At 37.0% G+C, this 21,488-nt stretch carries 16 protein-coding genes, 1 tRNA gene and 1 pseudogene; 9 read left to right on the top strand and 9 right to left on the bottom strand.

The genetic code is table 11. From position 1 onward, the window contains the following. Positions 1-3 precede the first annotated feature (3 nt). The 3 genes from V6255_RS12945 (at position 4) to V6255_RS12935 (ending at position 4,050) form a co-directional block, all read left to right on the top strand. Positions 4-771, top strand: a complete 768-nt coding sequence (locus tag V6255_RS12945) for a class II glutamine amidotransferase (RefSeq protein ID WP_341628535.1) — start codon at positions 4-6, stop codon at positions 769-771. A 157-nt stretch (positions 772-928) separates the two neighbouring features. Next, a complete protein-coding gene (locus tag V6255_RS12940) occupies positions 929-2,017 on the top strand; it encodes a DNA alkylation repair protein (RefSeq protein ID WP_341628534.1) in 1,089 nt (362 codons plus the stop codon). Between the two features lie 716 nt (positions 2,018-2,733). Beyond that, positions 2,734-4,050 (top strand): dicarboxylate/amino acid:cation symporter, encoded by a 1,317-nt coding sequence (locus tag V6255_RS12935; protein ID WP_341628533.1) that lies wholly within the window; start codon positions 2,734-2,736, stop codon positions 4,048-4,050. Between the two features lie 169 nt (positions 4,051-4,219). Here V6255_RS12935 and cueR read toward each other — a convergent pair whose 3' ends face one another. Both cueR and V6255_RS12925 read right to left on the bottom strand, forming a co-directional pair. Further along, complete coding sequence (gene cueR / locus V6255_RS12930) at positions 4,220-4,612, bottom strand: Cu(I)-responsive transcriptional regulator (RefSeq protein ID WP_341628532.1); 393 nt, start codon at positions 4,610-4,612, stop codon at positions 4,220-4,222. A 60-nt stretch (positions 4,613-4,672) separates the two neighbouring features. Then, positions 4,673-7,054, bottom strand: coding sequence for a heavy metal translocating P-type ATPase (locus V6255_RS12925; protein WP_341628531.1), 2,382 nt, complete (start codon positions 7,052-7,054; stop codon positions 4,673-4,675). 241 nt (positions 7,055-7,295) lie between these two features. Between V6255_RS12925 and dinB the strand changes: the two genes are divergently transcribed. After that, positions 7,296-8,405 carry a DNA polymerase IV gene (gene dinB / locus V6255_RS12920; RefSeq protein WP_341628530.1) on the top strand — a complete coding sequence of 370 codons (1,110 nt, stop codon included), beginning with the start codon at positions 7,296-7,298 and terminating at the stop codon, positions 8,403-8,405. A 163-nt stretch (positions 8,406-8,568) separates the two neighbouring features. Here the strand turns inward: dinB and V6255_RS12915 are convergent, their stop codons facing one another. The 3 genes from V6255_RS12915 to V6255_RS12905 all read right to left on the bottom strand — a co-directional run bounded on the left by V6255_RS12915 (position 8,569) and on the right by V6255_RS12905 (position 11,704). Next, positions 8,569-9,000 (bottom strand): universal stress protein, encoded by a 432-nt coding sequence (locus V6255_RS12915; RefSeq protein ID WP_341628529.1) that lies wholly within the window; start codon positions 8,998-9,000, stop codon positions 8,569-8,571. Positions 9,001-9,525: 525 nt separating this feature from the next. Continuing rightward, the gene (locus V6255_RS12910; RefSeq protein WP_341628528.1) at positions 9,526-10,125 is read right to left on the bottom strand and encodes a MarC family protein; all 600 of its coding nucleotides are present in this window, start codon (positions 10,123-10,125) and stop codon (positions 9,526-9,528) included. 223 nt (positions 10,126-10,348) lie between these two features. Beyond that, positions 10,349-11,704 carry a YjiH family protein gene (locus V6255_RS12905; protein WP_341628527.1) on the bottom strand — a complete coding sequence of 452 codons (1,356 nt, stop codon included), beginning with the start codon at positions 11,702-11,704 and terminating at the stop codon, positions 10,349-10,351. Between the two features lie 357 nt (positions 11,705-12,061). Between V6255_RS12905 and V6255_RS12900 the strand changes: the two genes are divergently transcribed. Continuing rightward, complete coding sequence (locus tag V6255_RS12900) at positions 12,062-13,081, top strand: GGDEF domain-containing protein (RefSeq protein ID WP_341628526.1); 1,020 nt, start codon at positions 12,062-12,064, stop codon at positions 13,079-13,081. A 181-nt stretch (positions 13,082-13,262) separates the two neighbouring features. Continuing rightward, positions 13,263-13,823, top strand: coding sequence for a glutathione S-transferase family protein (locus tag V6255_RS12895; RefSeq protein ID WP_160062135.1), 561 nt, complete (start codon positions 13,263-13,265; stop codon positions 13,821-13,823). Positions 13,824-14,077: 254 nt separating this feature from the next. Here the strand turns inward: V6255_RS12895 and pyk are convergent, their stop codons facing one another. Beyond that, complete coding sequence (gene pyk, locus V6255_RS12890) at positions 14,078-15,508, bottom strand: pyruvate kinase (RefSeq protein ID WP_341628525.1); 1,431 nt, start codon at positions 15,506-15,508, stop codon at positions 14,078-14,080. 149 nt (positions 15,509-15,657) lie between these two features. Then, complete coding sequence (locus V6255_RS12885) at positions 15,658-16,518, bottom strand: MurR/RpiR family transcriptional regulator (RefSeq protein WP_341628524.1); 861 nt, start codon at positions 16,516-16,518, stop codon at positions 15,658-15,660. Between the two features lie 256 nt (positions 16,519-16,774). On the opposite strand from V6255_RS12885, the gene V6255_RS12880 reads away from it, so the two are divergent. Next, positions 16,775-17,725, top strand: coding sequence for a glucokinase (locus V6255_RS12880; protein ID WP_341628523.1), 951 nt, complete (start codon positions 16,775-16,777; stop codon positions 17,723-17,725). A 107-nt stretch (positions 17,726-17,832) separates the two neighbouring features. Next, a tRNA-Ser gene (locus tag V6255_RS12875) sits at positions 17,833-17,920 on the top strand. 303 nt (positions 17,921-18,223) lie between these two features. On the opposite strand, the pseudogene V6255_RS12870 reads toward V6255_RS12875, so the two are convergent. Next, a pseudogene (locus V6255_RS12870) lies at positions 18,224-19,190 on the bottom strand (integron integrase). Between the two features lie 253 nt (positions 19,191-19,443). Here V6255_RS12870 and V6255_RS12865 point away from each other — a divergent pair. Beyond that, the gene (locus V6255_RS12865) at positions 19,444-19,836 is read left to right on the top strand and encodes an SMI1/KNR4 family protein (RefSeq protein WP_341628522.1); all 393 of its coding nucleotides are present in this window, start codon (positions 19,444-19,446) and stop codon (positions 19,834-19,836) included. A 73-nt stretch (positions 19,837-19,909) separates the two neighbouring features. Here V6255_RS12865 and ltrA read toward each other — a convergent pair whose 3' ends face one another. Continuing rightward, on the bottom strand, positions 19,910-21,193 hold the full coding sequence (gene ltrA / locus V6255_RS12860) for a group II intron reverse transcriptase/maturase (RefSeq protein ID WP_341628521.1): 1,284 nt from the start codon (positions 21,191-21,193) through the stop codon (positions 19,910-19,912). Between the last annotated feature and the right edge of the window lie 295 nt (positions 21,194-21,488).

The raw sequence follows: 21,488 nt of genomic DNA, 5'->3' as shown, positions 1-21,488 counted from the left end.
ACAATGTGTGAATTATTAGGCATGAGTGCCAATGTCCCAACTGATATCTGTTTTAGCTTCAGTGGATTAGTAAAACGCGGCGGTGGTACTGGCCCGCATAAAGATGGCTGGGGTATTACTTTTTACGAAGGTAAAGGCTGTCGTAGCTTTAAGGATCCTAGCCCAAGCTGTGATTCTAAAATTGCTGAGTTAGTTAAAAGTTACCCTATTAAAAGTAAATCGGTTATCAGCCATATTCGTCAAGCGAACCGTGGTGGCGTTAATTTAGAGAACACACATCCTTTTATTAGAGAATTGTGGGGACGTAATTGGACGTATGCTCATAATGGACAACTAACAGGCTATGAAGACCTAGAAATGGGCTACGCGAATCCAGTAGGCCAAACGGATAGTGAACGTGCCTTTTGTTGGATCATTGATAAATTACATAAAGAGTTTAAACAACCACCTGAAGACATGTTAGATATGTTTAGATTGGTGGCTCGTTATGCCGATCAATTAAAAGCATTAGGTGTTTTTAATATGCTATTAAGCGATGGCGAATATGTCATGTGTTACTGCACTAATAATTTACATTGGATAACCCGCCGTGCACCTTTTGGTAAAGCACAGTTGATTGATGAAGATATGACGGTTGATTTCCTAGAAGAAACCTCAGCAACGGATGTTGTGACTGTGATTGCCACTCGTCCATTAACCAAAGATGAAGCGTGGACAAAAATGGAAGAAGGGCAGTTCTGTGTTTTCCATTTTGGTGAACGAGTATTGTAATTAATTCACTTGTTATTAGTCATTTTTATTCGTCCTTTTATTTGTTAATCGTTTGTTCAAAACTATAAGCGAAATAAAAGTTGTTAATGACAAGTGTCCAATTTAATTAAACAAGCCTATCAATAGCGCTGTTGACTATAAATAAGGTGGCACATAGATGGCTGATTTATTAAAAGATGTCTATAACCATGACTACCTTAATCATGTCGCAAATGCGGTAGCTGATTATTACCCTACTTTTCATAAAAATGATTTTATTGATGCAGTTTTTAATGAAGATTGGAAAAATAAAGAACTAAAAGCACGTACAGAACATATCGCACACCAATTAAATACTTTTATCGAACTCGATTATTTACAAACGCTCGCCGTTATTAAACAAATTTCACTGCACTTCACTAGCTACAAAGGCATGTTTATCCCTGCTTTTGTTGAGTTATTTGGCTTAGATGAATTAACCGCTTCTATCGATGCACTGGCTCATATTACACAGTTTGCCAGCGCAGAATTTGCCGTTAGACCTTTTATTGAACTACACCCTGAACAAATGCACTGCATCTTATTAGCTTGGACAAAAAGTGATAATCATCATATACGTCGATTGGCTTCAGAAGGTGCACGTCCTCGATTACCTTGGGCAATGGCATTACCTTCATTTAAAAAAGATCCAAGTTACTTATTACCTATTTTAGAATCGTTGAAAAATGATGAGAGTGAATACGTTCGTCGTAGCGTAGCAAATAACCTAAATGATATTGCCAAGGATCATCCTGATGTGGTGATTGATATTGCTCAACGTTGGTTAACAGAAAGTGATTCGATACACACTAAACGTCTTGTTAAACATGCTTGCAGAAGTTTATTAAAACAAGCCTACCCTGATGCGTTAAGTTTATTTGGTTTTTTACCACCAAAAAACATAAACGTTATCGGTTTAATGGCGGATCCAAGCGTACAACTTGGTGAAGTTTTGTATTTTTCTTGTCAGATACAACATCAAAAAGGTTTACCTCTTAATAAATGTCGTATTGAATTCGCTATTGATTTTATGAAAAAAAATGGCAAGCAGGCACGTAAAATATTCCAACTTTCTGAAGCGATTATCCCTCAATATAATAAAATGATTTCGAAATCATTTAGCTTCAAAAAAATATCCACAAGACAATATTATGGTGGACAACATACTGTTGCAATCCTTGTCAACGGCGTGCAATTAGCCTCTACCGACTTTTTTTTGATAAATTAATATTTTCTTATCTTCATATTATTATGGTATATACCCGTTATCGTTCAATGTACTTTGTTCAGTCGTTAGCTTGGGCTCCAAATCAAGGCGCAACATGATGACAAGGGCAAGCCCTTATCGAAGGTTGTAATACTGAGTTGGTTTTAAAGCTAACGACCCAGAGGGCAAGCGGTGAAGTAATACCGATTACATTAAATAAGCGATCTAAATTTTGCGCAGGAAAAATGACTTAGTTTAAGGCGTAAATTGAGCCTTTCGAAGATTAACTTCGTTAATCGTCTATCGGAGAATTAACCAAAGGATGTTAATTCTTTAATGGTTATTCCCTTTACGAAATTTACAACGAAGAAATAAGTTATTTTAACAAGTAAAATAGATCAGTTAATTAGTGTGATTGGTATAAACACCTTCGTTGTTAGAAAGTGTCGATTTAACCCGTTAAATCTTCCACTTTCTGCCTAGCATTTGTTCACTTCACCGCTTGCTGATTTTTGTACCTTGAATGATAACGGGTATAGGTACTGCCGCTTTAAGTATCAGCCCCTTTATTTTTATGAACATGTCGCACTAATTCAGATATTAGCATTAAGAAAATACGAGAAATTCGACTTGTTTGTAATGGATTACGAGAAAAGTTTAATACTCATATTCCTAGTGCGATATCGTCATGTTTATAAAAATTTAAAGGGTAATTTTATGAAATATAAGGAATTATTATGACAGCAGTAAAAAATAAAATGTCATTGACCAAGAAAGTCTTAATCGGCATGGGGATTGGTATATTTACAGGGTTCTTAATCCGTACAATCTTTGCTGACGTTGCATTTGTTCAAGATTATATTGTTAATGGGCTATTTTATGTGGGCGGTAAGATCTTTATTGCCACGCTTAAAATGTTAGTTGTTCCACTTATTTTTGTTTCTTTAGTTTGCGGAACAAGCAGTTTAAAAGATATGTCTACATTAGGGCGTTTAGGCGGAAAAACCCTGTCTTTTTATATGGTGACAACTGCGATTGCTATTTCACTTGCTATTTTGATGGCTAATATCTTTGAACCAGGTGTTGGTATCGACTTAGCTCAAGCAACTACCTTTGCATCTAAAGAAGCACCATCGTTAGGCGATGTAATTATTAACATGTTCCCAACGAACCCTATTAGCTCAATGGCTGAAGGTAATACTCTACAAATTATTGTGTTTGCAATATTGTTTGGTGTCGCTGTTAGTTCATCGGGTAGTGCAGGGGAGCGCATAGCAGCAACCTTTTTTGATCTCAACAAAGTGATCATGAAACTAGTAGTGATGTTAATGAATATTGCACCTTACGGTGTATTCTTCTTAATGGCGAAGTTATTTAGTGAAATTGGTTTAGATGCGATCTTTAATCTCATTAATTACTTCTTAGTATTAAGTGCGACACTGATTTTGCATGCTTTAATTACTTACAGTACTTTCTTGAAAGTATTTACAGGATTAAGCCCTGTTAAATTCTTCAAAAAAATGGAAACAGCAATCACTTTTGCATTTTCAACGGCATCATCAAATGCAACAATCCCAGTAACATTAGAAACAGCAACTAAATACCTAGGTGTTAATAATAAGGTTGCTTCATTTACTGTACCTTTAGGGGCAACTATCAACATGGATGGTACTGCCATCATGCAAGGTGTTGCGACTGTATTTATTGCACAAGCGTTTAATATTGATTTAACTTTATCTGACTATGCTGCAGTGATCATGACCGCTACCCTAGCTTCTGTCGGTACTGCTGGTGTACCAGGCGTTGGTTTGATCATGTTAGCAATGGTATTAAACCAAGTTGGTTTACCTGTTGAAGGTATTGCAATGATCATTGGTGTTGATAGATTGTTAGACATGATCCGTACCGCCGTTAATATTACCGGTGATAGTGTAGTGACTTGTATCGTTGCTAAATCAGAAGGTGAGATGGACGTTGATGTATTTAACGACCCTAATGCAGGTAGAAATGAAGAACGTGTTGAACTAGGCTCGTTAAAAGAAAAGAATAATTAGTTTTCTTTCGATTTGATGATACTTTTCACTAAAGGTATACCTCAGTAAAATATTGAGACAAATAAAAAACCCAGTTTATAACTGGGTTTTTTATGGTTCGTTCTTTATGACTGTTTTTATTATACTTATTGAATGTAATCGGTAACGGGTATATCAGGTTCAATATGGCTTAAGAGCGACTAAAAGCATCGATGATACTACAGTCTGAATGTTCATCACCCGGACACTGTTGAGTTATTTTAGTTAACTGATCGACTATTGCTTGTTGCTGCTTAATACGCTCTTCGATTTCTTTAATTTTCTCTAATGCTATCTTCTTAACATCGGCGCTGTTTCTATCTTCATTTTCACATAACAACAACAACGCTTTACACTCTTTTAACGTAAAGCCAGCTTGCTTTGTTTTATAAATAAAATGCAACTGCTGGATAATTTCCTTGGTATAAAATCGATAATCATTTTCCTCTCTTGGCGGAGGGCTGATCAGGCCAATAGATTCATAGTGTCGAATAGATTTGACTGATAACCCTGTCTCTTGAGCTACTTGGCTAATTGACAACATATAGATTCTCCAATATTTAAATAAGTCCGTTAATGAATTTATTAACGGACTTTGATTCGTTTATTTAAGACGAGTACGTTTTAATAACAATGAGTTACTTAATACCGTTAAGCTCGATATCGTCATTGCTATCGCCGCAATCGTTGGGTTGAGATAACCAAATGCTGCCGCAGGAATCGCTAACGTGTTAAATATAAACGCCCAAAATAAGTTCTGACGAATCGTTGACCAAGTTGCTCGTGAAAGTTTAATCGCTACTGCAATTAAGCGAGGGTCATCACGCATTAAGGTCATCGCTGCCGTTTGTTTTGCAACATCACTGCCGCCACCCATTGCAATACTCACATCTGCTTTAGCTAAAGCTGGTGCATCGTTGACGCCATCTCCGACCATCGCAACTAATGAGTCTTGTTGTAAGTCCGATAATTGTTGTAGTTTTTGTTCTGGGGTCTGCTCGGCATAAAAGGTTTTAATACCTAACTGCTTACTCATCGCCTGTACAACACTATGTTTATCGCCGCTAAGTAAAATGGTCGATAAACCTAATTTATGAAGATCTTCAATCGCTTCTTTACTCTCTGGGCGAAGTTGATCTGCAATGACAAAGTAACCAATTAAAGTCTGTTGATAACAAACATAAATGATATTTTGCTCTTGATCTACATTCACCGCATGTATGGCAAGTTGTTCAGTTAAATTAATATTAAAACGTGCTAATAATTTGCTATTACCTGCAATAAGATCGTCATCATTAAAGCGACCATGGATACCTTCACCATGAATACTTTGAATGTCACTTACTTCTACGGCTTTAACATCAAGTGATTGGCAATGATCAATGACCGCTTTAGCAATAGGGTGCTTACTTGCTTGTTGTAAACCTAATAATAACGAAAAGAAGTCATGATGAAACGACGTAATATTATCTAAGCTGACTTGTCCTTTCGTTAATGTGCCTGTTTTATCAAATGCAATATGGTTAAGTTTATGAGCAAGCTGTAGCGTGTTGATATCTTTTATTAGAATACCTTTTTGAGCAGCTAAACCTGTACCAACTACCATCGCTGTGGGTGTCGCTAAACCTAACGCACAAGGACAAGCAATCACTAATACGGCAACACTGTGCATCAAGGCTTGTTCAAAGTCGCCACCGACGAACCACCAAGCACCAAAAGTAATGACTGCAATCCCTAAAACGATCGGCACAAAAATAGAACTTATTTTATCGACCAACTGCAAAATAGGGGCTTTACTCATTTGAGCTGATTCAACAAGTTGTATTATTTGGTGCAACTTAGTTTGTTCATTAACGGCGGTACTCTTCATTAATAACACACCATCACCATTGAGTGTGCCTGCAAAAACTTCATCACCTATATTTTTTAAAATAGGGCGACTTTCACCCGTTAATAACGCTTCATCTAAATAACTGCTACCTTCCACAATCACACCGTCAACAGGCACTTTATCGCCAGCTGCAATTTGTATCAGGTCATTAACTTGCACATGTTCAATTAATACACGTTTAAACTCTTTACCTTTTTTAACTAATGCGCCGATCGCTTGTAATTGACTTAATGCACTGACGGCTTTGCTACTCGCTTGCTTAGCACGAAATTCCAAGTATTTACCTAATCGAATCAACACAATGACTAATGCACTTGTTTCAAAATAAAGGTGGGCAGTACTGCCTTCTAGGAGCATATACAGACTAAAGAAGTAAGCTGCTGACGTCCCTAAAACAACTAATACATCCATATTAGCGGAGAAGTTTTTAATACTGCTCCAAGCGCCTTTATAAAAGCGAGCCCCAACAATAAATTGCAGTGGTGTTGCTAATGCTAATTCTAACCAAGGTGCTAATAATGGCGTGTCACTAAACACCATGTTTATCATTGCTAACCAAAATGGCAAACTTAGTAAAACAGCGAACGCTAGACTTAATTTCTCTTTTTGCTGCTTTTTTTGTTCTTGTTGTTGTTTTTTCTGTAATTGTTGTTGTGAAGTAATTGCAATTTTACGTGTTAACTTATAAGGACTTAACACGATTAACTGTTCAATAAATTGATCATTAATAAAGCTTTCTAAGGTTTCAATGTAAACCATTTGTGTTGCAAAGTTTGCTTTAACATCCAGAACTAACGGATGTTTTTTAAGGGCATTCAAGGTGGTTTCAACACAACTTGAACATGACCAATCTGCTTCAAAACTGATTTGTTGATAATCAGTTTGGTAGCCTTTTTTTTGCAATACCGATACAACTTCAGTTGCTATCGGAGTCGCTAATGCTGCTTCATCAATAGAGAGTGTCGCTTTTTCTAAAGTGATATTCACGTTGGCTTCAATGCCGTCAATCTCGTTAAAAGCAGTCGTTAATTTGCTCGCACATGATGCGCAGTTCATTCCATAAACGGGAAACGTTACTTGTTGTAGTGCTGTCATAGAAGTTACCTCCGGCTTAATGTCTACTCAGAAATTACTGAATAGTTATTCGATATACAAAGCCTAACCCTTCCCCTAAGGGTAATGTCAAACGTATCACAGAATTTTTATTTGTACTTGTAATTTTTGATTATTACCATAAAATTAACTGGATATAAAAACAGGTTTTAAATAGGTAGGGATGTAGTTCATGAGGTTGTTAAATCGCCATCTTACTTTTGTGTATTAAGGTTACCCTAATATGTGTGCTGATGTGATCCTCCCTGAAAATAAGGCGACCTCTAAAGCTCAGGTTCAACGTAAAATTGTACATATTGATATGGACTCATTTTTCGCATCGGTCGAAATGCGCGATGAGCCAAGTTACAGAGATATCCCGCTTGCCGTCGGAGGTAGCACACTTCAACGTGGTGTAATAAGTACATGTAACTATGATGCACGTAAATATGGCGTACATTCAGCAATGCCAACTTCCCAAGCTTTAAAATTATGCCCTCACTTAACCGTGGTACCAGGGCGCATGCAAGTTTATAAAGATGTTTCTAAGCAGATTCGAGCTATTTTCCTACGTTACACACAAATTATCGAACCTTTATCGTTAGACGAAGCTTTTCTAGACGTAACAGATTGCAAGCAATTACACGGTTCAGCGACATTGATTGCAGAAGCGATTAGAAATGATATCCGTAATGAATTAAACCTAACAGCTTCAGCAGGCGTTGCCCCTATTAAATTCTTGGCCAAAGTAGCGTCAGATATGAATAAACCTGATGGGCAATTTGTGATACCGCCTAATGACGTTCAAGGCGTCATTGATATGTTGCCATTAGAGAAAATCCCTGGGGTGGGAAAGGTGAGTTTAAAGAAACTTCATCAAGGCAATTTCTACCTTTGTGAAGATATTAAACATACCGATTATCGGGAGTTATTGAGAAAGTATGGTCGAATGGGATTGTCATTGTGGAACTACAGTCATGGTATTGATAATCGAGAAGTGATCACCGAACGTGAACGTAAATCAGTCGGAGTAGAGCGTACCTTTTCAACTAATATTTCTACTTTCGAACAGTGCTGGGAGTTCATTGAACAAAAGCTTTATCATGAATTAGATAAACGATTAGAGCGAGCTTCGCCATCGAAAGAGATCACAAAGCAGGGCATTAAGGTAAAGTTCGCTGACTTTCAATTAACAACGATAGAGCATGGACAAAATCAGTTAGATCTCGACCATTTTCGTGAACTTCTGCAAGAAATACTTCAAAGGCAAAAAGGTAGAGAGATTAGATTACTTGGTCTCAGTGTCATGTTAAAACCTGAAATAAAAGAACAACAACTTAATTTAGACTTTTAATCTTCCTCGGTTTCAGATAAACAGTGCAATTTATTCCTTAAGTGTCGTTGATTATTCCAGAGAAAATGTCAGATAAAATACATAAGTTGAAATAGGCTAAGTTGTTTTTAGATTGAAAATAAAAACTAACTCAGCCTTATTATGCCAACACTGACCAATTGAATTAATTTAATCTGATCACCAAGGTTGATGCAGGAGATTTGCGCACAATTCTTGAGGCATTTGGTCCAATTAATCGATCGATCACATTCGGTTTATGTGCCCCTAATACAACCAAATCAATTTTTAGTTTTTTAATATTGTTCAATACCTGTTCATAAACAACGCCTACTTCAACAATACATTTAATATTTTCTTGATCGGGTAAAGTGTTTTTGACCAGTTCACGAAGCTCTTCACTTGCTGCTAGTGCTGCTTTTCGTAACGTGCCTTCTTTAAAAAATGACCCTACCCAAGAGGATCTGTAATCAGGTATCACGGTAATGATCGTCAGTTTTGCGTCATCCAGACTCGCTTGTTTTTCTGCTTCAACTAATATTGCAGCCGCTTCTTTTGTATAAGCTAAATCGATAGAGCAAAGAATGTGTTTTTTCATGTGAAAATCCTTCTAATGTTGAGTCTTATTGTCGGCTTATGTTGCATGTGCAACTGAATTTATTATTTTATTCTTCAACTGTTTTTTTTGAAATAACCTTTAAGTTTCCTTTTAAATAGCCTTTCAAATTTAGCTTTTAAACTTATTCTTTACATTGAGCCTTGAAAGAAAAGTTCATCGATCTATTTTGAATGATCTCATTTAGTGTCTTATTGATATTAAGCAATAACGTAGTGTTGAATGATTGATTATTTAAACAGTTTATACCTGTTACCTAGAATGGTAACGGGTATAGAGTATGCATGGTTTAATTATTTTTACTTTTAAGTTGCTAGAAAAGTTGTAATAAATGTTATGGAAGTGTTGATAAGCAATAACGATGACTTTTTTTAACAAACAACTGTTAACAAATAACTGAGAATAAACTCCGTCTCATCTATTAAAAAATACTCCCAGTAAACAAGGTGTTTATTGGGAGTAAAGGCAATTTTCATTCAACGTTTATCTTCACTTTAAAGCGATTGGCTACATCGAAATATTACGAATACCTTCATAAATAAACTGGATTGCTAATGCAGCAAGAATAACACCTAAGAAGCGACGTAATATTTCATCACCTGTTTTACCAATCATTTTTTTAAGGTATTTAGAGGCAACCATAGCGACTAAAGTGATGATTAATACACTCACAATCGCAGCACTCACGGAAAGAATTGAATCATGTCCTTCGGTATTTTGTGAGAATAAAAGAATTGCTAAGGTTAATGTACCTGGACCTGCTAATAAAGGAATGGACATTGGGAAGACTGAAATGTCAGAGTTTTTTCCTGTATTCGCAAACTTCAACTCTTGAGTGATCATAATAAACGCAGTGTAAAACAGTAATAAACCACCTGATATACGTAGCGAATTGATATTAATCCCTAACTGTAAAAATAAAGCCTCACCATAATTACCAAATAAAATAAGTGTAATACCACTAATAATAACGGACTTGACTGCCATTAAGTTGCGGTGTTTTTGGTCACTATTCGCGGTTAATGAGTTAAAGATTAATGCAGAACCGATAGGATCGATGATAACTAATAACCCCGTCATTGCGTGAAGATATAATGCAATATCCATGTTGCTTTCCCTTTGCTTGTTAATCTAAATATGAGCACGTTTAAAGCGCTTGAACTTTTAAATTCGAATATTCAGTGCATCCATTTATGATGAAAAAGCGAATGATAATTGTCCTGTTATCATTCGCTTTTATCGTTTACTATCAATCTGTTTCGACTGTTTTTTACTTTACTTCATATTGCGTTAGATAGCATAAATTTTACGTTCTTATCTTCGCAATTATTTAAAATATAAGATGTGCGATAGCAGTAATAACTGGTAACGTTACCAAAGTACGTAGAATAAATATAATAAACAATTCGCTAATGCTCACTGGAATTTTACTACCTAGCAATAATGCGCCCACTTCACTCATGTAAATTAACTGTGTGACAGACATCGCCGCAATAATAAAGCGTGTCATGTCTGATTCAATAGACGCCGCTAAAATCGAGGGAAGGAACATATCTGCAAACCCAACCACAATGGTTGTTGATGCTTGCTCTGCTTCCGGTATTTGTAATAACTCAAGTAATGGAATAAATGGCATACCAAGGTAATTGAAGATGGGTGTATATTCAGCAATCATCAACGCAACAGTACCAATAGCCATCACCACAGGAATAACACCAAACACCATATCAATGACATTTTTAATGCCATCTTGTAATGTTGATTTTATACCATTCGATTGCTCTGCACGGGTTAATGCTTGATGAAGCCCCCATGATAAAACATGATGTCCTTCAGGCGTTTTTTCATCGTTTTCTTGACGAGCAGAACCATCAATATAAAGATCTTTTTTATTGCGTAACGGAGGTAATTTAGGCACCACAATCGCCGCCACAATACCCGCAGCACATACCGCTAAATAAAACGGTAAAAATAAGTACTCTAATTTAACTTGTGAAATAACCACTAATGAAAAGGTAATTGAAACCGCAGAGAAGGTGGTACCAATAACCGCCGCTTCACGTTGAGTATAAAAACGTGACTCATACTGTTTGCTGGTCATTAAAATACCAACACTTCCATCGCCTAACCAAGAGGCCATACAGTCAATGGCACTGCGCCCTGGTAAGTTAAATACTGGTCGCATCACTTTCGTTAACAAAGTGCCAAATAATTCTAATAAGCCAAAGTTCAATAACAAGGGTAATAACAGTCCAGCAAAAAAGAAGACACACAGTAAAACTGGCAATAAGTCATTTAATACCAATGCACCGGTATTTGAAGAGTAGATCATTTCAGATCCAAAGCGCCAATAAGTTGCAGCAATGAAAAATGCACCTAATAACCGAATAGCTAACCAAACAGGACTAACGTTTAATAAACCGTGGATAAATTTAGATTGCTGTAAAATCATCGGATTAAACAACTTACAAATTAAGCTTAACACCGCGGTAATTAACACGACCAAAGTCACGATCAAAGTAATCGAGTCGCCTAAAAAAGCTTGCAACGCTTTTGAAATAATCGCAATTGGTATAGTCAGTGCGTTATCGTATTGAATTGGTGCCATAAACAATATCAATCCAACCAATGATGGAAGGATAAAAGTTAATATTGTGCCTAGCGTAAATGATTTTCTTTGTGTCACTCTGTTTTACCTTTACTTAAAATTAAGTTGCATAATTAGTAGGAATAAGTAGCGCCATAATGCGCAGGGGCGCAAGAATACTTGCTTTATAATGTCTTGTAAATGTACATGTGATAACAATTATTGAGTAAGATCAGTGAAAATAGGTTTTGCTTTTTTTTTAATTAAAATCAGTGCTTTAAGGCTAGCTTCTAAGTAAATTAAAAATATTTTCAATTAAATTTTTGTTGCGCCATGTCTAATTATCAACTTATAACTTCATATAATGTTTTCTAATAAACAATTTTTATACATAGATACCTCTTTAGGGTTTATAATTTTAAGTATTAAATTCATGGATAGATAAGAAAGTGACCGATGAGCAAAGAACTAATTGTAGAATCTGCGAATAATTTAAAAAAAGCACTGCCGTTAATGATGAAATACTCAGTGCCTACTACACCAAGTAATTATGCACTTTGGTATCATTATGTGGCAGAAAAGAATTTAGCTTTAAAAGAATCGATGGATCACCTATTAGCTTCCTCCAGCATTTGTCCGCCAATTCAAGCTGAATCATTATATAGAGAACATGTTAGCTCTCCTTTAGAGGCCGGTACTTGGGAGTTTCGTTCAACCATTGAAAAAATGATGACGCAGCTTGATCAGCTAGTAACGGATACTCACTCCGATACCAATGAATTTGCTCAATCCTTTGAAAAAAATGTCGCCAATATTAGTAAAGTAGAAGAAGAAGGGTGGTCACTTGATGAAGTGGTTGGCTTGCTGAAAACATTAGAGAAAGATGCAAAACACATGCGCAGTGCAACGCAGTTTTTTGGTAATAGTTTAGCGATGGCAACCAAAGAAATTGGAAATTTAAAAGTACAGTTAGCAGAGAGTCGCAATGCAGCCATGTATGACTCCTTGACGGGGTTGTTTAATCGTTATGCATTTGACACTGAATTATCTGCCTACCTGCAAGCGGATACCAAAGGCTTATGCCTTATTCTTTGCGATATTGATCACTTCAAAAAATTTAACGATACCTGGGGACATTTATTGGGTGACCAAGTCTTAAAGGCAGTCGGTCGAAAAATTAATGAAAGTATGCGAGACGAAAGCACTGCTTACCGTTTTGGTGGTGAAGAGTTTGTGATGTTATTACCTAAAACGAACATTCGCATTGCTCGACACTTTGCAGAAGCGATACGTAAAAAACTAGAAAAGTTATCATTAAAAGACAAACGTTCTGGTCAAGTCATTAATAGTATTACTGCTTCATTTGGCGTGGTTGAAAGTAAACCTGATGAAACGATGACTGACTTTATTGCACGTGCAGATGAATATCTCTACAAGGCTAAAAGCTTAGGACGTAATAGAGTGCTGCCTATTTAACAATGAATGATAACGGTAATCGTTTGATACTAGCGCTAAATCTGAACCATTAGTTACATTAATAGATTTAGCTAGTTGACTAATAATTAGTATGCCCATAAAGTAAGTTTCCTTTACAGTGTTAGTCGTTATACATTGTTGTTTATCATCATAAATTGTTATTTTAAATGTAAGGTCTCCTATGGAATTATACGGTAGCTATACTTCACCTTTTGTTCGCCATTGTCGTATTGCTTTGTTACAAACAAAGCTTGATTGTGACTTTATTGAAATAGATGCAACGCAAAGTGCTGAATTATCACCCACTAAAAAAGTACCGCTATTAATTGATTGTGAATTAAAATTAACGGATTCAACCTCAATTTTAACGCATATCTATGAACTAGCTGGCGAAGGTTTTTTAACTGATGTGGAAGAAGTAGAGCTATACCATATGACCAACACAGTGCTAGATGCTTGTGTTAATTTAGTCATGTTAGGTAAGTTTGACGGAATAACACCTGAAAAAAGTGTTTACTTAACACGTCAACAAAAACGTATTGAATCTGGATTAGCGGCGATTAATGACAAAAGCTTTAGCGATGCATTACCACTGACAGATGCTGAAACAAGATTAGCTATTTTTCTAGATTGGGCTCTATTCAGAAACCTTATCTCATTAGAAAGCTACCCTGAATTACAGAAAGTATTAGATCTTGCTAACACTGATCCAATGTTTTCAGAAACAGCACCAAAAGAATAAACACAGCTTTTTAAAATTATACCAGCAAGAATGATCACCTTATTAATTCTTTTGGTATTAGCTATGCCTTAAGCCTAGCGTTTATTTTTTAAAGAGTGATAAAAAGCCCCACTATTGATATCAATAGTGGGGCTTTTTAATTTATCTCATTAAAATGTGTCGTCTTTACCAATTACGTTAAATAAGTAAAATAAAACACCTAATGAGATCACTTAGATTCAAATAATAAGTGTGAGAGGTATTACTACCCTCCATTAAATTTTAATGATCTTACACGTATTGGTGAAACCTTGTTCAATATTGTCACCGTGCGTTAACAGGATTAAATCACCTGTTTTAATTAAGTTTGCTGCTTTTAATGTATCTAATGCATTCGCAATGAACTCAACACTACTTGTCGTTGTTGATTCAAATTTAACCGGTGTCACACCACGGTATAAAGCACAGTAATTCAATGTTTGCTGATTACTCGATAAGGCATAAATCGGTAAACCAGAACTTAAACGAGACATTAACAGTGGCGTAGAGCCTGAAGCCGTCAGTGCAACAATCGCCGTTACACCGTTAGTATGGTTCGCAGCATACATAGTAGTCATAGCTAATGCTTCACCCGGATCATCAAAAGTATGATTGATACGGTGATTTGAAACATTAATACTAGGATGTTTTTCAGCCCCAATACAAACATCACTCATCGCTTTAACCGTTTCAACAGGGTAGTCACCAGCCGCTGTTTCACCAGATAACATCACCGCATCTGTACCATCGAGTACCGCATTAGCAACATCCATGACTTCAGCACGTGTTGGCATTGGAGCACTGATCATCGATTCCATCATTTGTGTCGCAGTAATAACAATGCGATTCAAACGACGAGCAGTACGGATCATATCTTTTTGAACACCCACTAAACGGGCATCACCAATTTCAACGCCAAGATCACCACGAGCCACCATCACAACGTCAGACGCTAAAATAATATCTTCTAGTGCTTCTTTTGTTTCAACTGCTTCAGCACGTTCAACTTTTGCTACAATCTTAGCAAAACAACCTGCTTCTTGAGCGAGCTTACGTGCGTAATGAATATCCGCACCGTTACGTGGAAAAGAAACCGCTAAGTAATCACAACCAATTTCAGCGGCTGTAAAAATGTCTCTTTTATCTTTGTCAGTTAACGCCGCAGCAGATAAACCACCGCCTTGCTTATTAATCCCTTTATTATTAGATAAAGGGCCTCCGATGGTGACAACCGTATGAACCTTATTACCATTAACAGATTCAACTTTAAGTTGTACTCTGCCATCGTCTAATAATAAGACATCGCCAGCTTCTACTTCTTGTGGCAATGTTTTGTAGTCAAGACCAACTTCTTGTTGATTACCTTGACCTTTTTCAATATCACTATCCAGCGTGAATTTATCACCTACAGCTAACTGTATTTTATTATTTTCAAAAGTAGATACACGAATTTTTGGGCCTTGTAAGTCACCCATGATCGCCACTTCTTTGCCTAATCTAACAGCGATTTCTCTTACTTGCTGTGCACGTTTCACATGATCCGCAGCTTCCCCGTGAGAGAAGTTCATACGTACCATATTAGCGCCAGCGGCAATGATTTTTTCTAAATTATTATCGCGATCCGTTGCTGGGCCTAAAGTAGTTACTATTTTCGTACGTCTTGCCATGTTAACTCCTGTTACATATAAAAAAATATAAGGCTAAAGAGGGTTAATGAACTTATTTTAATTATTCTTTTTCTGTTCTGTTCTGTTCTGTTCTGTTCTGTTCTGATTATATTATATTAATGCTTTCACACATTAACACGCTAATACTGTTAATACTCTTCATCGCCGGTTTTTTCAAAACGAGAATCTTGAATATCAACTTTTACTTTCTTTAAGTTGTCTCTAAATTTTGCACCACGGCGTAAAGTAAAGCCAGTAGTTAGTACATCAATTAATACCAGCTGTGCAATACGTGAAGACATTGGCATATAAACATCAGTGTCTTCCGGCACACCTAAAGATAGCACCAAATTACTTTGTTCGGCTAACGGCGAATTCGCTTCCGTTAACGCAATAACAAAGGCATCATTTTCTCGAGCAAGTTGCGCCACTTCTACTAACAGTTTAGTTCGGCCAGTGTGAGAAATTAAAACAATCACATCACCTTCACTACTATTAATACAGCTCATACGTTGCATTACGATGTCATCAAAACAAGAAACAGGAATATTAAAGCGGAAAAATTTATTAAGCGCGTCATGTGCAACAGAAGAAGAAGCGCCTAAACCGAAAAAAGAGATCTTATTCGCCTGTGTCAACACATCAACAGCACGATTAATGAGGTTAGTATCTAGCCCATTTTTAGCCGTGTTCAAACAAGCCATCGTCGATTCAAAAATTTTCGAAGTATACGCTTCAGGGCCATCGTCTTCATTTACATTACGGTTCACATAAGGCGTGCCATTGGCTAAACTTTGTGCTAAATGTAGTTTAAAATCAGGGAAGCCCTTAGTATCTAAACGGCGACAAAAACGATTTACCGTTGGTTCACTCACTTCGGCAGTTTTAGCCAAATTTGCTATGCTAGAGTGAATAGCAGTTTCAGGTGAAGCCAAAATCGCTTCTGCTACTTTGCGTTCGGATTTACTAAAAGTATCAAGGTTTTTTTTAATTAGCTCTAACGTGTTCATTTTATTATTCACTCGGTAGTAAAAAGTTGGCGACTAGTAATGGGCATGCTGACTGAAAATTTATAACTGAAAATGAAATAAAACTACATAAAAGAACATTTTCAATAACAAAGTATAATAGATTAGTGACGAATTTATGTCATTTTATTACAGGCTAATAATGTTTAAGATCAAAAATTTAAAATTTAACTTAAAGAATTGAGAAATCGATCAGTCTCTTTATCAAACATGATGTTGAATAATCAGGAGTAGGTTTATGTTATCAGTGATTGCAGATGTAGGCGGTACCAATATACGGTTAGCGGTGTTAGACATAGCAACAACAGAAATCTCCAAAGTAAGAGAATACCCATGTGCACAATTTATTACGCTCGAAGCGGCCATTGCTCAATACTTTACCACTTTTCAAGAACCTGTCATTAACCTGTGTATTGGTATTGCTTGCCCTGTAGAAAATGATCTCGTCACCATGACTAACCTGAATTGGCAATTTTCAAAAAAAGAGTTTAAACATAAATTCTCACTACAAGAACTACATGTGATCAATGACTATACAGCGATCTCTTTTGCCGTGCCTTTTGTACCAGACAACCAAAAAATAAAAATTGGTGGTGGTGAAGCTGTAACTGATGGCGTCAAAGCGATATTTGGCCCTGGTACTGGCTTAGGTGTTTCACATCTCATCAAACAAGGTGAAAAGTGGGTTAGCTTAGACGGAGAAGGCGGCCATACCAGCTTTGCGCCTAATACTTCACAACAAGCAGACGTTTTATTATTACTACAAGCACAGTTTGGGCATGTTTCAGCAGAACGCTTTTTATCAGGACAAGGCTTAGTTAATATTTATCACGCGCTTTGTCGATTAGCAGGTAAACAACCTGAGTTTTTTGAAGCGGCAGACATTACAAAAGCAGCACTAAATAATGAATGTGAATTAGCCACCCAAACCTTAACCTTATTTTGCCAAGCAATGGGCGGCTTCGCTGGTAACTTAGCACTCAGTTTAGACTGTAAAGGCGGTGTTTATATTGCGGGCGGCATCGTGCCTCGTTTTGTAGAGTTTTTTAAAAATAGTGAATTCAGAACCTTCTTTGAAGCAAAAGGACGTTTCAAAGACTATTTACAAACTATCCCAACCTATTTAATCACCCATGAAAATCCTGGATTATTAGGCGCATCAGTCTATTTAAGACAAGAATTGTTATAAATCACGGAATTATGAATGTTAACGGTTGATTTAAAGCACTGAGTTAATTATCATGCGCTCGCTTCATTGATACATCTTAAGTAATAGATTAATTAATGAACATTTACGGAGAATTGGCCGAGTGGCTGAAGGCGCACGCCTGGAAAGTGTGTAAGGGGCAACCCTTCGAGAGTTCGAATCTCTTGTTCTCCGCCACATTAAGTACCGACAAGGTACGAGAAAACCCGCAATGCTTTTACCATATAAGCTTGCGGGTTTTTTTATGTCTGAAAGCGCTGATCAGTTGTTCATCGAATCACTTAAAAATGTAAGACGATTTGTAAGATGCTCTCAACCTATTAAAAAAGATCTTACAATAAGAGCTTAAACACCACTTATTAATACTGAAATGCGTTTTATTGTGGCAGAGCAAGAAGCTACAGATTGTAGCTTCTTGCTCCTTACGATCTAAAACCCTTAAATAATATTATTTCACATAACAATTAAGCTTCTCTTACTTTATTTTTTATCGAGCATCAAATCTGATAGCGGGCTTCTGACACAATTTGCACCAGCTTGTAATACATGAGTGTAGATTTGAGTTGTACGAATATCTGTATGGCCCAATTGTTCTTGCACGGTTCGAATATCAGATCCTCTTTGTAATAAATGAGTAGCAAAGGAATGGCGTAATGTATGCGCTGTTACATGTTTATTTAAATCTAGTCTTTGAGCTGTTTTTTTGATTGTTTTTTGAATACTCGTTTCGTGAATGTGGTGGCGTCTTAAATTATTCGTGCCGGGTTCGATTGAAAGCTGCGTTGAAGGGAAGAGATAATGCCATTTAAATTCCTTCGCCGCATTAGGATATTTACCTGCCAAAGCATGCGGTAAATAGGCTCCTTTATAATAAAAATTAGCTTTTATTATTTGGTTTTGCAAAGGAATTTTGAGTTCAGGTGCTAACGTTACACGTCTATGTTTACCTCCTTTCGCATGCCAAATGTTGATTGATAGATAATCAAAATCAATATCTTGAATGCGTAACCTAACCGCTTCTATTAATCGCAACTCGCTGCCATACAATAAATAACATGGAAGTAATAATGTAGGAGGGATTTCCTTTAATAAACGAGATACTTCTTCAGGCGTTAAGACTATGGGTAATTTGGGTTGTGTACTTGTTTTATTAAACTTGAGCGCTAGCGTTAAAGGTTTGTCTAAAAACTCTCGATATAAAGAAACTAATGCATTTAGGGCTAAGGCTTGACATTATCTTAGAATAAAAAGGTGGCGCGACTTTTTTTGTATTCGCTAGATGAGAAAGAAAAGATTCGACTTCAGCGTCATGGCAAGTAAATGGGGGTTGTTTATTATTGAAGTAGATATAGCATTTTATCCAATAAACGTAAGCTTTGATGGTTTTTTCTGCATAAAACTTCAAACGCATGTTTTCACTAACGGCACTTAAAAATGGAGATTTCATTTTTATTCCTTATTGCATGTAAGTGGTGTGTTTATATACAGTGTAGGTGTTATTCCACATTTCTGCTGTAAATGCGGAATGATTCTATGTATTCACATGACCAATATTTGACAATCACTTCTAAAGTATTGATTTAATGTTTTATAAGCGTATTGTTAAATCAATTTTAACAACAGAATATATTCCGCATTTCCACCGGAAATACGGAATGGTTCTGTATAATAAGCTGTTATAAGCCCTACAGGAGTTAAGCATGGCATTCAACTTTGATGAAAAATACCTTATTGAAGCAGAAGAATTACTCAAAGCAAAGCTTCCTTTGGAATACAAAAATACTATTTTAAAAAATAATGGTGGCGAAATAGAAGTTGATGATGAAATATGGGAACTGTATCCAATCTTTGATAAAGCAGATAGAAAAAGAATTTCTCGCACCTGCAATCATATAATTTCTGAAACTAAGTCATGTAAAGAATTCGGTAACTTTTCTAGTGATTATTTAGCTATTGCAGGCAATGGTTGTGGTGATCAAATGGTACTAATCAAAGAAACTAATTCTTACTTGTCGGCAGTGCATATTTGGTCACATGAAACTGGTTCTGTTTTAAAAGTAGCCGATAACTTTGGCGAATTAACGGGCTTATAATCGGGTAGCCGGAGGTATCTAACCTCCAGCCCCCACACCACCCTGCATGCGGCTCCGCACAGGGCGGTTCATCTTATGATGAATAGTGAATATTAATCCACAAATCCTTTAATGATATCAAACCTTGTCTGGCTAAAAACTCATTACTGATCGCTATATTGATCCCTTTAGTTTTCGAACTACGACAAGGTCCTTTACTGGTGATCCCACAGGAAATAGCTAAACGTTCACTGACTCCTAGTTTGATCAATGATCTCACTTTCGTCCGTGGTTTTCGCCATTGCCGCCAGTAGCACATCCGCAATCGGCGACGGATCCAATGGTCTAGCTCAATCGTTAATTGGTAGCCCTTGGCGATGAGAAAATAATTTCCCCATCCTCGTAAATATAAATTGAGTTTATGGATCTGTTTTCCCATTGCAATTCCCCAGTTTCGATTGGTCAGTATCCGCACTTTCTCTTTAAATATTTTTAAAGTCTTCGCGTGGATCTGTAAACCACCTCGAGAAAAGCCAAAGCCTAAAAACTTCGAGCCAGATACTGGCCCGACACGGCTTTTATTTTCATTAACAATCAATTTTAAACGTTTACTGATGTAGTGCGATATCACAACTTTAACCTTGTTGCCGATAGACTTGGACTTCACTAAAATCATGATGTCGTCTGCATATCGAGCAAAGTGTAATCGCTCTCGTGTTAGCTTTTTATCCAGTTCATCCAAAATAATATTGGAAAGAAGTGGTGATAGTGGCCCACCTTGCGGTACGCCTTTATCGGATGGAAACCAAAGACCTGTTTCTGCCTCTGCAATACCTGCTCGTAAAAACCGACCGAGTAATTGCATTAATGCCTTGTCTTTGATTTTACGACCAACGCGGTTCATTAGCATGTCATGATTAACTTCATCAAAGAACTTTGAGAGGTCAATATCAACGGCTGTTTTGTACCCTTGCGAGATGCAATCTTGTACATGTGTTACCGCTTGATGTGCACTTTTACCCGCGCGATATCCGTAGCTATGAGACGAAAATACTGGTTCAAAGTAAGGCGTGATCACTTGATTCATCGCTTGTTGAAGTAGCCTGTCGATGACCGCAGGTATCCCCAAGAAGCGTTCTCCACCATCGGGTTTCGGGATAATGACCCGTCTTACCGCAAGCGGAAAATAGTGTCCTTCCATCAGTTTTGCTTTTATTCCTTGCCAATGAGCTAATAGAAATGGCTCAGCGTCTTCGAGACTCATTCCGTCAATACCTGGCGCACCCTTATTGGCTTTAACATGTTTCCATGCCGCTTTCATATTGTCGTCACTGAGCATTAACGTCATTAATGGATATTCATTTAAGGTATGGTTCATATCTGAACGCTGAGTGTCACTATCACAACATGGTGAGGTTTTGTGGTTCAAGTTCAATATGGTATCTCCTCGTTTAAGATGTTCAGGCCTTCACCGTGTCCCCTCCATTACGATGGGCGTTTGGCTACTATGCCGTCTGCTGACTTCTGCTTACTCACAGATTTAGTTACCTAAACCTGTGCTATCGGTTTTCATCGGTTTAGCTCTTTTCAGTTGATGATGCTGAAAAGCCAAGGCTGTTATAGACCAGTGCCTGACTGGTTAAGTTACCGATCGCGTGTTAAGCAGATCTCCC

This window comes from Psychromonas arctica, from assembly GCF_038155225.1.
Classification (GTDB): Bacteria; Pseudomonadota; Gammaproteobacteria; order Enterobacterales; family Psychromonadaceae; genus Psychromonas; species Psychromonas arctica_B.
Note: the sequence above shows the minus strand (reverse complement) of the source record. Positions and strands in the feature narration are given on the sequence as shown.

Excerpts from the sequence above, each read along its gene's own strand:
- pyk (WP_341628525.1), bottom strand. The coding sequence starts at position 15,508 with ATGGCAAGACGTACGAAAATAGTAACTACTTTAGGCCCAGCAACGGAT.
- V6255_RS12900 (WP_341628526.1), top strand. The coding sequence starts at position 12,062 with ATGAGCAAAGAACTAATTGTAGAATCTGCGAATAATTTAAAAAAAGCA.
- V6255_RS12895 (WP_160062135.1), top strand. The coding sequence starts at position 13,263 with ATGGAATTATACGGTAGCTATACTTCACCTTTTGTTCGCCATTGTCGT.
- V6255_RS12885 (WP_341628524.1), bottom strand. The coding sequence starts at position 16,518 with ATGAACACGTTAGAGCTAATTAAAAAAAACCTTGATACTTTTAGTAAA.
- V6255_RS12935 (WP_341628533.1), top strand. The coding sequence starts at position 2,734 with ATGACAGCAGTAAAAAATAAAATGTCATTGACCAAGAAAGTCTTAATC.
- V6255_RS12865 (WP_341628522.1), top strand. The coding sequence starts at position 19,444 with ATGGCATTCAACTTTGATGAAAAATACCTTATTGAAGCAGAAGAATTA.
- V6255_RS12925 (WP_341628531.1), bottom strand. The coding sequence starts at position 7,054 with ATGACAGCACTACAACAAGTAACGTTTCCCGTTTATGGAATGAACTGC.
- V6255_RS12880 (WP_341628523.1), top strand. The coding sequence starts at position 16,775 with ATGTTATCAGTGATTGCAGATGTAGGCGGTACCAATATACGGTTAGCG.
- ltrA (WP_341628521.1), bottom strand. The coding sequence starts at position 21,193 with ATGAACCATACCTTAAATGAATATCCATTAATGACGTTAATGCTCAGT.
- dinB (WP_341628530.1), top strand. The coding sequence starts at position 7,296 with ATGTGTGCTGATGTGATCCTCCCTGAAAATAAGGCGACCTCTAAAGCT.
- V6255_RS12940 (WP_341628534.1), top strand. The coding sequence starts at position 929 with ATGGCTGATTTATTAAAAGATGTCTATAACCATGACTACCTTAATCAT.
- V6255_RS12915 (WP_341628529.1), bottom strand. The coding sequence starts at position 9,000 with ATGAAAAAACACATTCTTTGCTCTATCGATTTAGCTTATACAAAAGAA.
- V6255_RS12910 (WP_341628528.1), bottom strand. The coding sequence starts at position 10,125 with ATGGATATTGCATTATATCTTCACGCAATGACGGGGTTATTAGTTATC.
- V6255_RS12945 (WP_341628535.1), top strand. The coding sequence starts at position 4 with ATGTGTGAATTATTAGGCATGAGTGCCAATGTCCCAACTGATATCTGT.
- cueR (WP_341628532.1), bottom strand. The coding sequence starts at position 4,612 with ATGTTGTCAATTAGCCAAGTAGCTCAAGAGACAGGGTTATCAGTCAAA.